We start from the raw sequence: 14,881 nt of genomic DNA on the forward strand, positions 1-14,881 counted from the left end.
CTTCATTTGCTCATAAATAGTTTAAACAGCAAAAAATCGGTTACAGTTTCCTAGACCTCACGGCATTTCAAGAATTGGTTTATTGCATTATTTTTCGTACTTTTGCATTGGAATGGTTAATGAGGGGACTCAATGGGTAGTCTTCTCATTTTTATATATATTTGCGTAGGTTGAATAGAGAACAAATGATAGAAGTTACTGAGGTTAAAAATATTGTACAAGAGTACTTGTCGAGCAAAGAGGGATTCTTTTTGGTAAAAGCAGAAGTAAAAGGTGCTAACCAAATTACAGTGGAGATTGATCACGACACAGAGCCTATTGACATCGAAACAATTGTAGAGCTTACCAAATTTATCGAAGATCACCTAGATAGAGACAAAGAAGATTTCGAACTAGAAGTCTCTAGTGCTGGACTAACAACCCCACTAGAAAGTCCTAGAAGGTATCGAAAATTTATAGGTAAAGACTTAGAGGTCCTTTTGAAAACAGGGATCAAAGAGAAAGGAACCTTAGTAAACGCAAATGACTCTAGCTTTCAACTACAGGTAATCCGAATGGAAAAACCAGCTGGAGAAAGACGGAAAAAAGCCATTGAACATATCCTGGATATAGAATATAAGGATGTTAAGAAGGCGACCTACCTCATACAGTTTTAATAAGTATTTAGCCAAACCAATTAAAAAGAAGAATTAACATAGACACCAAGATATATTACTAGCTCATGAGCAAGAAAAAAGAGACGACCATAATGGCAGCCCTATCAGAATATATGGGGCTAAAGGATATCGACCAAGATACATTACAAAAAGTAATGGAAGAATCCCTACGTAATGTACTCGCAAAGATGTATGGTACAGACCATAACTTCGATGTCATCATAAGTCCTACTACAGGTGATTTAGAGATATGGCGTCGCAGAATTATAGTTGAGGATGGCGAGGTGGAAAACGAAAATACCCAAGTCACTCTAGACGAAGTCTTTGAAATATCTGGTGAAGATGATTTTGAGGTTGGTGAAGAATTTATGGACGAAGTGAAGCTAGAGTCATTCGGACGTAGAGCTATTCTTAACCTCAAACAATCATTATCTTCAAAAATCATGGAGCTAGAGAAGGATACTCTATATGCAAACTACAGCCAACGCGTCGGTGAATTAATCAACGCTGATGTTTATCAGGTTTGGAAAAAAGAGGTCCTACTAATGGATAGTGAAGATAACGAACTTATACTTCCTCGTAGCCTTACGATCCCTAGAGATCGCTTTAAAAAAGCAGATAGAGTTAATGCAATCATTGATAGAGTTGAATACAATAATAACAACCCAAAGATTATTCTTAGCCGTATCTCAGATGAATTCTTGATAAGACTTTTCGAACGAGAAGTACCAGAAATACAAGATGGACTCGTTACGATACGTAGTGTTGCTCGTATCCCGGGCGATAGAGCAAAAGTGGCTGTAGAGAGCTATGACGAAAGGATTGACCCTGTAGGAGCAGTCGTGGGTGTCAGGGGTTCACGAATTCAAGGTGTAGTTAGTGAACTTCGTAACGAAAGTATAGATGTTCTTCAATATACAGATAACCCAGTTTTGCTTATTCAGAGAGCATTAGCTCCAGCAAAACAGATGGAGGTTAGGATTAACGAAGAAGCTAAGAGAGCAGATATTTATCTCCAAAGGGATCAAATATCACTTGCAATCGGACGAAATGGACAAAACATCAAGTTAGCTAGTATGCTGACTGGATATGAAATTGATATCTATAGGGATGAGACTCAAGATGTAGATATGAGTGACCTATTCCTTACAGAATTTAATGATGAGATTGATGACTGGATCATCAATACATTTAAGGGTATTGGATGCGACACTGCGAAAAGTGTACTCAAGAGATCTCGAGAGGACTTACTACGTGCAACAGATCTAGAGGAGTCCACAGTAGATCACTTTATCCAAGTCCTAATGGCCGAATTTGACGATGACGAATTGCCTGAAGATCAGTATCCACACCTACCTCCTCGCGACCCAAGCTATAGAGCATTACCTATAGAAGAGGATGGGGATTCAGCACCTGTGGTTGAAGGTGAAATCACTGATGAAAGATCTGAATATTAATAGGATGACCTAGTGAGTTTCAGAAGTAAGTAGAATAGAAGATAGAGTAGAATATAAGACGATTTATGCCCAGCATTAGAGTAAATAAAGTAGCAAGCGAACTACAGGTAGGAGTACATACTCTTACCGAATTTTTGAGCAAACAGTTCCCAGATAAGACCTTCAGCGTTAATAGTAAATTGACTGAAGACGAGTTCAAACAATCCCTCCGAAAGTTTGGCAAGGATCTTGGGAAAAATGAACGTGAAGCTCTAACTTCGAAGTATCTTTCACCTGCACCAAAGCAGAAAGAGTTAACTACTCCATCAGCATCTAAAGATTCTGATAAAAATAATGAAAGAAAAACAGGTCCAATAGTTAAGGGTAAAATTGAGTTGGATGATAAAGGAAATGTCATCCAGACTAAGAAAGAGGTTGTATCGACATCTACAAAGTCCTCTGCTGGGAAGGATATTGTAGAAAAGGAGAAAACTGCCAACCTTGAAAAAGACCAAATAACTACTAAGGGAGAAGAGGTTGAAAAAGTAAAACCTGCAATGCCCAAAAAGGAAGTAGCCCCTAAAACAGAAGTCAAAGCGAAAAAGATAGAGCCTACAACAACCTCAGTTACTGAAAATAAATCACCTGAGGCCGTAGAGACAGAACCAAAAAAGGATGCTATGGCTACTAACAAGCAAGAGGAAGAACAAAAGAAAAAGGTGAAGGAAAAAGAGGTTAAAGAACCCACCACTAATGCGTCTACGCCCAAAGTCAATGTGACAGATTCAGCTAAAAAATCGGAACCAAAGACTATCGAGCAAAAAACAGACAGCAAACCGAGCGAAAAGCTTGCAGAGGAAAAAGCTCCGACTACTAAAGAGGCTCCCAAAGAGAGCAACGTATATAGAATTGGCACGAATGATAATGTTGGTGTCACTGTCGTTGGGAAAGTTGATCTTACATCTATAGAATCCAATAACAAGAGGAGACGTAGAAAAAGAGAGCGTATAAAGGGGGGTAAAGTGGATGTTGCAAAACAGACCGCACAACAAAAGCAACAATCTACTACTGGAGAGAAGAAAGATAGCAAAAACAAAAACCAATCTTCACAAGCTAATAAGAATAATAAACGCCCAAATGATACACCGAGAAACGACAAACGTAATCAAGGGCGTAAAGCGAAAAGAAGACAAAAGATTGAGCAAAAGCCTGAAATAACCCAAGAGGATATTCAAAAGCAAATCAAAGAAACTATGGCCGCTATCCAAGGTGGTCGTAAGAAGGCTACAAACCAATCTGCTCGATACAGACGAGAGAAAAGGGATGCTCACCGAAAAGAGCAGAGCTTGCTGGAACAGGAAATGCGTCAGGACAAGACTCTACAACTGACAGAATATGTTACGGCAAATGACCTTGCTCAGATGATGGATGTCTCTGTCAATGATATCATCACACTATGCTTTAGCCTCGGAATGATGGTTTCTATTAATCAGCGTCTTGAAAAAGATACTATAGACCTAATTGTAGAAGAATTTGGATACAAAGCTGAGTACGTAGAGGCACAAATGCTTGATATGATTGAGACCGAAGAGGATTCTGAAGAGGATCTTGAGCCTAGGGCTCCAATCGTTACCGTCATGGGACACGTGGATCATGGTAAGACCTCATTACTGGACTCTATCAGAAATGCTGACGTCACTAAGGGTGAAGCCGGTGGTATTACCCAGCACGTTGGTGCCTATAGTGTTACTTTAGAAAATGGCAGAAAGATTACATTCTTAGATACTCCAGGACACGAAGCGTTTACAGCTATGCGTGCTAGAGGTGCTAAGGTGACTGACATTGTTATCATTGTAGTTGCAGCGGATGATGGTGTGATGCCTCAGACCAAGGAAGCCTTAAGCCATGCATCCCTAGCTAATGTTCCAATAATTTTTGCGATAAATAAAGTTGATAAGCCTCAGTCTAATCCTGATCGAATTAAGGAAGAACTTGCTAACCTTAACTACTTAGTAGAAGATTGGGGTGGTAAGTATCAGAGCCAAGAAATTTCTGCAAAGAAAGGTATCGGGATACATGAGCTTCTAGAAAAAGTATTGCTCGAAGCCGATATTATGGAATTACGGGCAAATCCTGATAAGAAGGCTATTGGCTCCGTATTAGAGAGTACTATGGAGCAAGGTAGAGGGTACACAACCAAAGTCCTAATTCAAGAGGGAACTCTGCATATGGGAGATCATATCATCGCAGGGGCCAACTATGGACGTGTAAAAGCCCTATTCAATGAACGTGGACAGAATGTAGAGTCGGTGGGTCCTTCAGAGCCCGTAAAGGTTCTTGGTCTAAATGGAGCTACTCAGGCAGGAGAGATCTTGAATGTTCTTGATACTGAAGCAGAAGTTCGTGACATCGCAACTCGCCGTGGTCAGCTTAAAAGAGAACAGAGAGAGCGTACTCAGAGACTGCCTTCACTTATGGACTTAGGACGTCGTATTGCAGAAGGTCAGATCCAAGAACTCAATATCATTGTGAAAGGTGATATGGATGGTTCTGTCGAAGCTCTTTCAGACTCTATTGTCAAGCTGTCAACAGGTGAGATACGTGTGAACGTAATTCACAAAGCTGTGGGACAGATATCAGAGAGTGATGTTATTCTCGCTTCTGCATCAGATGCTATAGTGATTGGGTTCCAAGTTCGTCCGACACAAGGTGCTAGACGTCTTGCCGAGGAAGAAGGGGTTGAAATTCGTACATACTCTATCATATATGATGCAATTAATGACGTAACGACTGCGATGGAGGGGATGCTATCTCCTGAAATCAAGGAAAAGGTCACTGCTAATATTGAGGTTCGTGAAGTGTATAAAATCTCGAAGGTCGGAACGATCGCAGGATGTTATGTACAGACTGGTAAGGTCTCTCGTACTGATAAGATAAGGGTAATTCGTGATGGCATTGTCATTCACACTGGAGAACTTGGCTCACTGAAACGTTTTAAAGACGATGTAAAGGAAGTTAGCAAAGGCTTTGAATGTGGATTAAACATTGCAAACTTTAACGATATTAATGTAGGTGATATCATTGAAGCTTACGAAGAAGTTAAAGTTAAGAGAGAACTTTAAAATCAATAAACATACAATCTAACACAATAATAAATGCATTGGTTGGATCTTATACTGCTGTTGCTCCTTTTGATATCTCTCATTAGGGGTTACAGCAGTGGTTTTGTAAAGCAAGTAATACAGCTAGCATCTGTTATAGGTGCTTTATTACTAGCAACGCCCTTCTCAAGCTTTTTACTAGATTTACTGGCAAAGGAGGGGCACACCTTGACGAATTCATGGATTGGCTGGTTATTGTCATTTGTCACTTTACTAATACTTTTTTATCTACTGTCTCGTTTTTTACTTTCTGGAATTGAAGTGGCTTTAGGTTTTATTAATCGAATTCTTGGAGCAGCTCTTTCTTTTCTTATCACAACGACTATTCTCTCTATCATGATAGGGTTTTACAGTAATATCGGAGAGCAGTATGACTGGACACCTGTGCCTGAAAACTTAAAGGTTTACCCAGTAATAAATGAGATTAGTAGAACAATACTTCCTAAACAGCTGTTCATACAACAAGACTATAAAGATTCTTTTGAGATCAAAAAAAATGAAAGAGCAATTTGATGATATTATTGATAAGGTAACAAAAACCGATTACGAATACGGTTTTACAACTGATATTGATACAGATTATATCCCGAAGGGGCTTAGTGAAGATACCATACGTGTTATTTCTAAAAGAAAAGGAGAGCCCGAATGGCTTCTCGAACATAGACTGAAGGCCTACAGACATTGGGTAACGATGGAGATGCCTGACTGGGCACACCTTAAGATTCCTAAGATTGATTTTCAGGACATCATTTACTTTGCTGAACCCAAACAGAAGCTAGATAAGGATACTGAGATTGATCCTGAATTAGAAAAAACCTTTGACAAACTAGGAATTCCTCTTCAGGAACGCAAGGCCCTAGCTGGAATAGCGGTAGATGCTGTTGTGGATAGTGTTTCCGTTAAAACAACTTACAAAGAGACTTTAGCAGAAAAAGGTATTATCTTCTGTTCGTTTAGCGAAGCAGTAAGAGAGTATCCCGACCTAGTGCGTAAGCACATGGGAAGCGTCGTGGGTTATAAAGATAACTTCTTTGCAGCACTCAATACAGCTGTCTTTTCAGATGGATCTTTTGTATATATTCCGAAGGGCGTAAGATGCCCCATGGAATTAAGTACATACTTCCGTATCAATGCTATGAACACAGGACAGTTCGAACGAACCTTAATCGTAGCAGAGCAAGGTGCTTACGTATCATATCTTGAAGGATGTACAGCTCCTATGAGAGACGATAATCAGCTTCATGCGGCTATCGTTGAGATTATAGCAGAAAAGGATGCAGAGGTAAAATACTCAACCGTCCAAAACTGGTTCCCTGGAGATAAAGATGGTAAAGGTGGAGTTTATAACTTTGTTACAAAAAGAGGTCTATGTCGCGGTGATCGCTCTAAGATCTCATGGACACAAGTTGAGACAGGATCAGCTATCACATGGAAATATCCTAGCTGTATCCTACAAGGAGATGACTCTATAGGAGAATTTTTCTCTGTCGCTGTGACCAATAATCATCAGCAAGCTGACACGGGGACGAAAATGATTCATCTTGGTCGTAATACTAAGAGTCGTATCGTATCCAAAGGAATTTCAGCTGGTAAGAGTGTCAATTCATATAGGGGATTGGTTAAAATAAGTAGCAAGGCTGAGAATGCGAGAAACCATTCTCAGTGTGATAGCCTTCTCATTGGTGATAAGTGTGGTGCCCACACGTTCCCCTACTCTGAAATCAATAACTCTACGGGGATTATTGAGCATGAGGCGACCACATCTAAGATTAGTGAAGATCAGTTATTCTATTGTAATCAACGCGGTATTGGGACAGAGGAGGCAATTGGTCTAATCATCAATGGTTATGCCAAAGAGGTCATGAACCAGCTGCCTATGGAGTTTGCCGTAGAAGCCCAGAAGCTCCTCTCAATCTCACTAGAGGGTTCAGTGGGTTAAATCATATTGAAAAACTATTATTGATAAATATAAATATGTTACAGATAAAAAACCTTCAAGCAAAAATTGAAGATAAGACTATACTTAAGGGACTAAACTTAACAGTTAATAGAGGTGAAGTTCACGCCATCATGGGCCCTAATGGTTCTGGTAAAAGCACCCTTAGCAATGTACTAACTGGTAATCCTAGATATGATGTCACAGGTGGATCTATCATCTATAATGGTCATAACCTATTGGATATGCAACCAGAGGAACGAGCACAAGCAGGAATTTTCATGAGTTTTCAGTATCCTGTAGAAATCCCAGGCGTTAGTATGGTAAATTTCATGCGTACTGCTGTCAATGCAAGAAGAGCAGCTAGGGGAGAAAATCCTATGTCTGCCTCAGAGTTCCTAAAACTCATGAAAGAAAAGCAGGACTTAGTAGAACTAAATCGCGAACTTACTAGCCGTTCGGTAAACGTTGGTTTCTCAGGAGGAGAAAAAAAACGTAATGAAATATTCCAAATGGCAGTGCTCAATCCTACTCTTGCTATCTTAGACGAAACCGACTCCGGACTAGATATTGATGCACTTCGAATCGTTGCACATGGGGTCAACAGCCTAAGATCAGCAGATAATTCTACAATTGTAATCACTCACTACCAGAGACTACTAGACTTTATCAAGCCTGATATTGTCCATGTACTCCTGAATGGTGAGATAGTCAAGACTGGAGGTCCTGAATTAGCAGAAGAACTTGAAAAACGTGGTTACGATTGGATTCGTGAAGAGAATCAAGGGAATAACTAATCAAGAGTGTCATGAAAGAAGATATTACAAGAAAGTACTTAGATCTCTTTGCCCGAAGTGAGAGGGAGATCACTACGCACTCTCCAGATCTATTAAATAAATATAGATCTGAAGCCATTAAGGAGTTAGAAAATGATGGCTTACCTCGTTACAGAAATGAGGATTATCAGCGTTTTAAGATCGATCAAGAAATTGATCAAGATAGATCACAGCATCAGGTACAGAAGGATAGCAATCTTAACTTAGCTCCTTTTTCATGTCGCCTAACCTATCCAGACACTATCCAATGTTTCATAATAGAGGGTAAGGTGTTCACTCCAAATAAAGGGGATAATTTCTTCATTGGGTCTATATCTGAGTTTGAGGAGACATATCCAGGAATTGCTGAAAAGTATTACAATAAGATTTTACATGAAGATAACGATCGCATATCTTCTCTAAATACTCTCTTCGCTACAGATGCGTTAGTCTATTATATCCCTAAGGGTGTTAAGCAGAGTAAACCTATTCATCTTATTCACTACCCCAATTCTGAAGTAGAAAACGAGAATAGCCCTCTCTCCTTCCCTCGTATCCTATGGATTGCAGAAGAGGATAGTAAGAGTAGTTTGCTCCTCTGTGATCATGCTACAAAGGATCAATCTACGTATATTGGAGTCATGGAGGTTTATGCAGAAAAAAATGCAGAATTACAGTACTACAATATCGAAGAAACCTCCACTGATTCACTCCGAATATTTAACACTCACATCCATCAAAATGAGAATTCTACCGTGCTAGTTGATAATATGACCATTAAGAATGGTAAGACACGCAATAACTTTTATTGCAATCTGCATGGTAAGGATGCCCACTTGGATTTAGATGGACTTGGGATACTTGATGATGAACAACTATTGGATAACTGGTCTATCATTCGTCACCATGTACCAAGCTGTCACAGTGACGAACTCTTTAAATACACTATAAATGATAAAGCAGTAGGTAGTTTTAGTGGGTTAATATACGTGGCTCCAGATGCACAGAAGACCCTTGCCTATCAGAATAATAAAAATCTTATTCTTGCTGATAGTGCTAAGATGTACTCTAAGCCTCAGCTCGAAATTTATGCTGATGATGTAAAGTGCTCACATGGTATGACTACTGGAGAACTCAATGAATCTGCTATCTTCTATATGCAGCAGAGAGGTATCCCATACGTTGAGGCAAAGCTACTACTGACTATTGCATTTATGAGTGACGTGTTAGATAAGATTGATGTAGAGCCTCTTCGTGATCGTCTCTACACTGTTATCGAAAATAGATATAGAGGCCTGCCAGGTAGATGTAGTAAGTAATCAATATATGGGATTACAATTACAAACAGATATTAGGCGTTAAAATATATAACAATAAAGATTAAGGGCTGATTTCCTATAGTGGAAATCAGCCCTTAATCTTTATCACTTAGTAATATACTATCTTCATTAATAGTGGTGACCCTTAGACATCTCTTCCTTATCAATCTTATGGAAGTCGAGTTTACGCCACGCATAGAATATATAGGCTAGCACAAAAGGTATAGCAATAGATACCCATGCCATCACCTCAAGTGTATAAAGTGATGAAGAGCTATTATAAATAGTCAATGAGCTCTGTAAGTCTTGATACGATGGATAGTTGGAAGTATTATTCCATCCAGCCATCAAAAATAGAACAGTCACAGCTATGACAGTACCTATCCCATGGTACCATATACCTTTACTAAAGGTTGTAGAGAGCAACGTCTTGATGATACCAAATAGAACACCTACCACACCAATCAATAACGCTACCAACAGGTAAGGTTGTTGTATCAGATTATTAAGATACTTCCCTTTCTCCATATAGACTTCACCTGTCTCAGGTGAAACAGCATATCCTTTTGTGAAGAATAAGAAGCCCAAGAATGCTAAGAGAGCAACTAAGAATATAATCGCATTTGGTAGGAGACGCTTTCTTGCAGCTTTGTTAAGATCAGGGTCCACAATATTATTAATAAAATAAAGCAAACCAGTAGTACGAGCTAAGAAAAGAACAGCTACTCCTAATACTAAATTCCATGGATTGAGGACCGCCTCTAGTCCATGTAGCGAATTATGCCAAATAGATACAGACAGTTCTCCACCAAGATTAGTTAGGGCACTCTTATCAACGGAGAAAGCAGAGCCAGTAAAAAAAGTAGCAACTGCGGCACCTAAAAGTAACGGACCTAAAACTCCATTAATAAACAATCCCCACTGAAAAGTCTTTTTTCCCCATACATTACCTTTCTTATTTTGGTACTCGTATGATGTCGCTTGAATAACGAAGCAAAATAGAATTAACATCCATACCCAATAAGCTCCATAGAAACTTGTTGAGTAAAAAAGAGGGAAAGAAGCAAAGAATGCGCCTCCAAAAGTGACTAAAGTTGTGAATGTAAATTCCCATTTTCTACCTGTGGAATTCACGAGCATTCGGCGATCTAAATTACTCTTACCGAGCGAGAATATAAAGCTCTGTCCTCCTTGTACAAACAATAGAAAAACTAATAATCCTCCCAGTAAAGAGATAATAAACCACCAATAATTTTGTAGAAACATATACTTATCCATAATAATTGAATCTATTCCAGGTTATCTAATTGGTTTATTTATATTATTCGATTTTTCATCAGTCTTAGGACCGCTCTTAATCGCAGTAAACATGATACTCAATTCAGCAATAAGCATTACGGTAAAGAGTGCTATAAAGAGGAAGAAGGTAGTCTTAACATTAGCAACTGCGATGCTCGAAACTGCCGCCTTTACAGGCAAAGCATCCTGAACTGTCCATGGTTGACGACCAACCTCAGCAACAATCCAACCACATTGAGAAGCTATATACACTAGCGGTACGGAAAGTATTCCTACCCAGTGATACCAACGAGCTTTAGAGAAGGACACCCTATTCTTACGTAGTGCAAACAATGGCCATGCAAAGACCAAAACAAATAACAGTCCCAACACCACCATTATTCTAAATGAGTAGTATAAAAACTGAGCATTAGGTATTAGTTCCTCTACATTATCAAAGTACCCATACCCGAAGTGTTCAAAGTTCTCATCCAATATAGCACGTTGAGCATTCATTTCCTCTGTATCACCTGCTTTCTGGGCTTCTTTGTAAGCACCCAACGCATGTATCGCCTTCTTTCCTCTAGCCATACGCTCCTCTACAGATAGAGCAATAGTGCCATCAGGCTTAGTATATCCGCCCTCAATAATATTCTTTATACCCGGAACATAGCTGTTAGGGTCATTAAACGACAAGAAAGAGAGACCATAAGGCATAGAGATATTGAAGATAAAATCTTTCTTATCACTATTCCAATCTGCACGCTTCTTATCAGGATTAGGAATACCGATAATACTAAGAGGTGCTTGGGTCTGACCTGCATACATATTCTCGATAGCAGCCAACTTCATAGGTTGATGTGTTGCTACTTGATTAGCAGCTAAGTGACCTGTAAGTATCGTAATCAAACTCGCTACTAAGCCTAACTGACAAGCGATCTTGATGCTCTCCATGGCAAACTCCTTACGTTTATTTCTAAGGAGATAATACCCTGAGATACCGACCACGACAATAGCACCTAACACCCAACTAGAAATGACAGCATGGAAGAACTTCACAACGGCTGTCGGAGAAAAAGCTACCATCATAAAGTCTACCATTTCATGCCGAGCAGTATCAGGGTTGAATTCCATACCTATAGGATACTGCATCCACGCATTAGCAACCAGAATCCACCACGCAGATAAGGTAGCACCAACAATAGTAAGCCATGTGGAAGTTAAGTGAAACTTCTTGCTCACTTTACCCCAACCAAAAAACATGACAGCAAAGAAGGTGGCTTCCATAAAGAAAGCAAAAATCCCTTCAATAGCAAGAGGAGCCCCAAAAATGTCCCCTACAAAATAACTGTAGTTCGACCAGTTTGTACCGAATTGAAACTCTAGAATCAATCCTGTAGCAATACCTGAGGCGAAGTTAATACCAAAGATTTTCTGCCAAAATTTAGCAGTTTCTTTCCAAAAGTCATCTCCTGAGCGGTAATACTTTGTCTCTGCAATAGCCATTATCACTCCCATTCCAAGGGTTAGCGGAACGAAGATCCAATGATACATTGCAGTCATAGCAAACTGCAGACGTGACCAATCAATAAGTGCACTTAGTAACATAATCTATTTTCTTGAATGTGATTTATTAATCTTATTCAGACTCTATATTTGACTTAAAAAATCTAATCAGAGACACGGTTAACTAACTCTTGATAGACATATTCTTGACGTCCCTCCTCAGTATCAGCCTTATCCTTTAGGAAGTTAGGGAAGAAGAAAAGCTTCAGAACACCGAAAAGGATTAGAAGCTTAATAATATTCAGTATCCACAATGGCTTACCCCATGTCATATTCTTGAGGCCGTCCTTCCATATTAAGAGAAAGCGCTTCAGGATACCACCGTCCGTATTATTTCTATTTTTATCCTCTATCATACTCCCTCACAACAAATAATTATACAATTGCAAAAACAGCTATTTATATTACTTTGCATCCCTACGAATGTGTTTCGACGCACTAATTTATAAATATATAACGAAACAACCAAGGAAAACACATTCTTTTTACTACTTTTTACATATTATCATCACCACATTTAGTGATTTAACCTTTGATGTATAAAAAAAGCTCCTCAGACTTCAAGAGTCCAAGGAGCACACAATAGATATATCTTTCTACTTAAAATAATACCGCAGCAGTTAGGTAAAAACCTTTATTCTTAGTATTTAAGAAATCACTAGCCACCTGCTTAACACCCTCATACTTATAATCAGGAAGCATTGATGCTGAATAACCCGCTGATACTTGTACCATCTTAAGCACTTCTACACCAATCCCAGCTTGTAGAGCTAGGTTGAATACCTTACGATTAAAATCAGGCACTTCAACTGATGCTATCTCCACCTCTTTTTTAGAGATGTTAAAGTTGAAGCTTGGACCAGACTTTACAAACATACGGACAGCTGGTGCCACACCGAAATACACCTTGGCATTAACCGGTATCTCGATATAATTACTCTTGAAGGTACCAGCAATCTTCTCTAGGGCTTCCTTCCCTGTGATCTGATCCAATGGTTTATCCAGATTTACACTTTTTTGAGTGAATAGTAACGCACTCTCGACGCCGACAGTAGCTACCCCTAGATTGACATCGTACTCTACTACAGGACCTAACTGATATCCGGTCATATTCTTACCAGTTTTATAGTCATCAAGCTTAATAGACGCCTTATTGAAATTAGCACCTGCCATAAAACCGAATCGAACTTGAGCAGACACCTCTGACATGCAGAGAAACGCCATGAGTGATACCGCTACGAAACTTAAAATTCTTTTCATCTTTTCAATTAATCACATTTTTATATTCTAAAATCACATCAAATATACCAAAAAAGAGTATGTCATAGACAATGAAGTTAGATCTGGGCTAGTACTTAATAAAAGCACTTACCACTATCTGTCTTGGTCGTAGCATAGAGTATGAGTGATGCTGGTCGGCATCTATACTTCTATAAATAAACAATGCTTCATTGTTTAACAGATTATTACATCGCACCTCAACGCGATACCTCTTATACCTATAAGTTGCGAATGCATCCAGTAGTGAAAAGACAGGGTATTTATAATTATTGGTGTCCGATAATTTTTTTTAATCAACAAATAACTTACATTAAAATTAAGGATGGACCATTAAGAGTGGTAGAAATGAACTCAATCCATTCAAAGTCATCTGGTTGTCCTTTCTTAGGATAAGTTTTTCATTTGATAATCAGGCACTTAATATATAAACTATACGGACTTATGAATACTCTTTTTTTACTATTGCTACCATCTCGACAGATTGCGTCTATTAACCAAGTGTTCATATTCAACAAAAGGAACAAAATTGATTCGATATAAGAGTTGATCAAACTACTTGATATGAAAGGAAGTATCATCACTATTTATGATATCGGTGTCGATAGTCGGTAGTTACAAAGATTGCGAAAGAAGGTAGCGACATTATCATCTATTAAATGTAAAGCCAAATCAAGCAGGTACCCTATTAGAGCTTGAAAAGCATTTCAAGCCTACAGACAAGAGCAAGGTGATTAAAAATAGGTCGGGAAAACATGAATGACATGAACGAGTAGCAACGTAAACAATGTAAAGCTTAATCAACCTCTCCCAATTCAGAAGAGTTAGAGCTATACAAAGACTTAGACAGGTGGAGACTATTCAGTCAATCCAAAAGATAATCTAACATTTCATCCTCATCACCGCCCAGATGTACTATCACCGATGTCGCACCTAGAGTGAGCACATCACCATCTGAGAGACGACGACGCTCACCTGGATCTAATTCTAACCCATTAACAAATGTACCCGTCATGCTATCATTATCCATAATAGTAAGCCAGCCTTTGTTATTAAGTAATAAGACTGAATGATTTCTATCCATACTCGGATCACTAGTCATCAGCTGCATATCAGCAGTAGACTGAGGGTTAAAACGCCCCAGTATAGACTTTCCTTCGGGGACTCTAAGCGACTGACTAGGAGCGAACTCATTTTCCAAAAACTCCAAGTAAATACTATCCTCTGAAAACCGTGCATCCTCCAAACTTATAGCCTTTACGGAACGCTCTGTATGCAATAGAGCCTGAGCTCTATGCTTGTATAGAGCTATTGGTCTATGACATTTATTACAGACTACTTGTTCAGCCCTTTCAGCATCTACATGTGTAGATAACTTAACCTCTATTACCGCATTACAATATGGGCATACTACCTTATCTCTCATCTTTTATTTC

The 14,881-nt window shown here is 39.0% G+C and carries 12 protein-coding genes; 7 read left to right on the top strand and 5 right to left on the bottom strand.

Features of this window, described 5'->3' with window-relative positions:
* Nucleotides 1-185: 185 nt before the first annotated feature.
* The 7 genes from rimP (at nucleotide 186) to sufD (ending at nucleotide 9,323) form a co-directional block, all read left to right on the top strand.
* Nucleotides 186-656: a ribosome assembly cofactor RimP gene (rimP, locus tag QYZ87_01880; GenBank protein ID MDN4753284.1), complete on the top strand. Its 471-nt coding sequence runs from the start codon at nucleotides 186-188 to the stop codon at nucleotides 654-656.
* A 65-nt stretch (nucleotides 657-721) separates the two neighbouring features.
* The gene (gene nusA, locus QYZ87_01885) at nucleotides 722-2,113 is read left to right on the top strand and encodes a transcription termination factor NusA (GenBank protein ID MDN4753285.1); all 1,392 of its coding nucleotides are present in this window, start codon (nucleotides 722-724) and stop codon (nucleotides 2,111-2,113) included.
* Nucleotides 2,114-2,178: 65 nt separating this feature from the next.
* Nucleotides 2,179-5,214 (top strand): translation initiation factor IF-2, encoded by a 3,036-nt coding sequence (gene infB / locus QYZ87_01890; GenBank protein ID MDN4753286.1) that lies wholly within the window; start codon nucleotides 2,179-2,181, stop codon nucleotides 5,212-5,214.
* A 33-nt stretch (nucleotides 5,215-5,247) separates the two neighbouring features.
* Nucleotides 5,248-5,766: a CvpA family protein gene (locus tag QYZ87_01895; protein MDN4753287.1), complete on the top strand. Its 519-nt coding sequence runs from the start codon at nucleotides 5,248-5,250 to the stop codon at nucleotides 5,764-5,766.
* Nucleotides 5,750-7,192, top strand: a complete 1,443-nt coding sequence (gene sufB / locus QYZ87_01900) for a Fe-S cluster assembly protein SufB (protein ID MDN4753288.1) — start codon at nucleotides 5,750-5,752, stop codon at nucleotides 7,190-7,192. Before QYZ87_01895 ends, sufB begins: the two co-directional genes overlap by 17 nt.
* 35 nt (nucleotides 7,193-7,227) lie before the next feature.
* Nucleotides 7,228-7,986 carry a Fe-S cluster assembly ATPase SufC gene (gene sufC / locus QYZ87_01905; protein ID MDN4753289.1) on the top strand — a complete coding sequence of 253 codons (759 nt, stop codon included), beginning with the start codon at nucleotides 7,228-7,230 and terminating at the stop codon, nucleotides 7,984-7,986.
* 11 nt (nucleotides 7,987-7,997) lie between these two features.
* Nucleotides 7,998-9,323 carry a Fe-S cluster assembly protein SufD gene (sufD, locus tag QYZ87_01910; GenBank protein ID MDN4753290.1) on the top strand — a complete coding sequence of 442 codons (1,326 nt, stop codon included), beginning with the start codon at nucleotides 7,998-8,000 and terminating at the stop codon, nucleotides 9,321-9,323.
* Nucleotides 9,324-9,452: 129 nt separating this feature from the next.
* Here the strand turns inward: sufD and cydB are convergent, their stop codons facing one another.
* From cydB to QYZ87_01935, 5 genes are all read right to left on the bottom strand, one after another.
* Complete coding sequence (cydB, locus tag QYZ87_01915) at nucleotides 9,453-10,601, bottom strand: cytochrome d ubiquinol oxidase subunit II (protein ID MDN4753291.1); 1,149 nt, start codon at nucleotides 10,599-10,601, stop codon at nucleotides 9,453-9,455.
* 21 nt (nucleotides 10,602-10,622) lie between these two features.
* Nucleotides 10,623-12,209 carry a cytochrome ubiquinol oxidase subunit I gene (locus QYZ87_01920; protein MDN4753292.1) on the bottom strand — a complete coding sequence of 529 codons (1,587 nt, stop codon included), beginning with the start codon at nucleotides 12,207-12,209 and terminating at the stop codon, nucleotides 10,623-10,625.
* A 62-nt stretch (nucleotides 12,210-12,271) separates the two neighbouring features.
* Nucleotides 12,272-12,523: a DUF4492 domain-containing protein gene (locus tag QYZ87_01925; protein ID MDN4753293.1), complete on the bottom strand. Its 252-nt coding sequence runs from the start codon at nucleotides 12,521-12,523 to the stop codon at nucleotides 12,272-12,274.
* A 244-nt stretch (nucleotides 12,524-12,767) separates the two neighbouring features.
* On the bottom strand, nucleotides 12,768-13,427 hold the full coding sequence (locus QYZ87_01930) for a porin family protein (protein ID MDN4753294.1): 660 nt from the start codon (nucleotides 13,425-13,427) through the stop codon (nucleotides 12,768-12,770).
* 883 nt (nucleotides 13,428-14,310) lie between these two features.
* Complete coding sequence (locus QYZ87_01935; protein MDN4753295.1) at nucleotides 14,311-14,871, bottom strand: FHA domain-containing protein; 561 nt, start codon at nucleotides 14,869-14,871, stop codon at nucleotides 14,311-14,313.
* Between the last annotated feature and the right edge of the window lie 10 nt (nucleotides 14,872-14,881).

The sequence above is a fragment of the Porphyromonadaceae bacterium W3.11 genome, from assembly GCA_030434245.1.
Classification (GTDB): domain Bacteria; phylum Bacteroidota; class Bacteroidia; order Bacteroidales; family Porphyromonadaceae; genus Porphyromonas_A.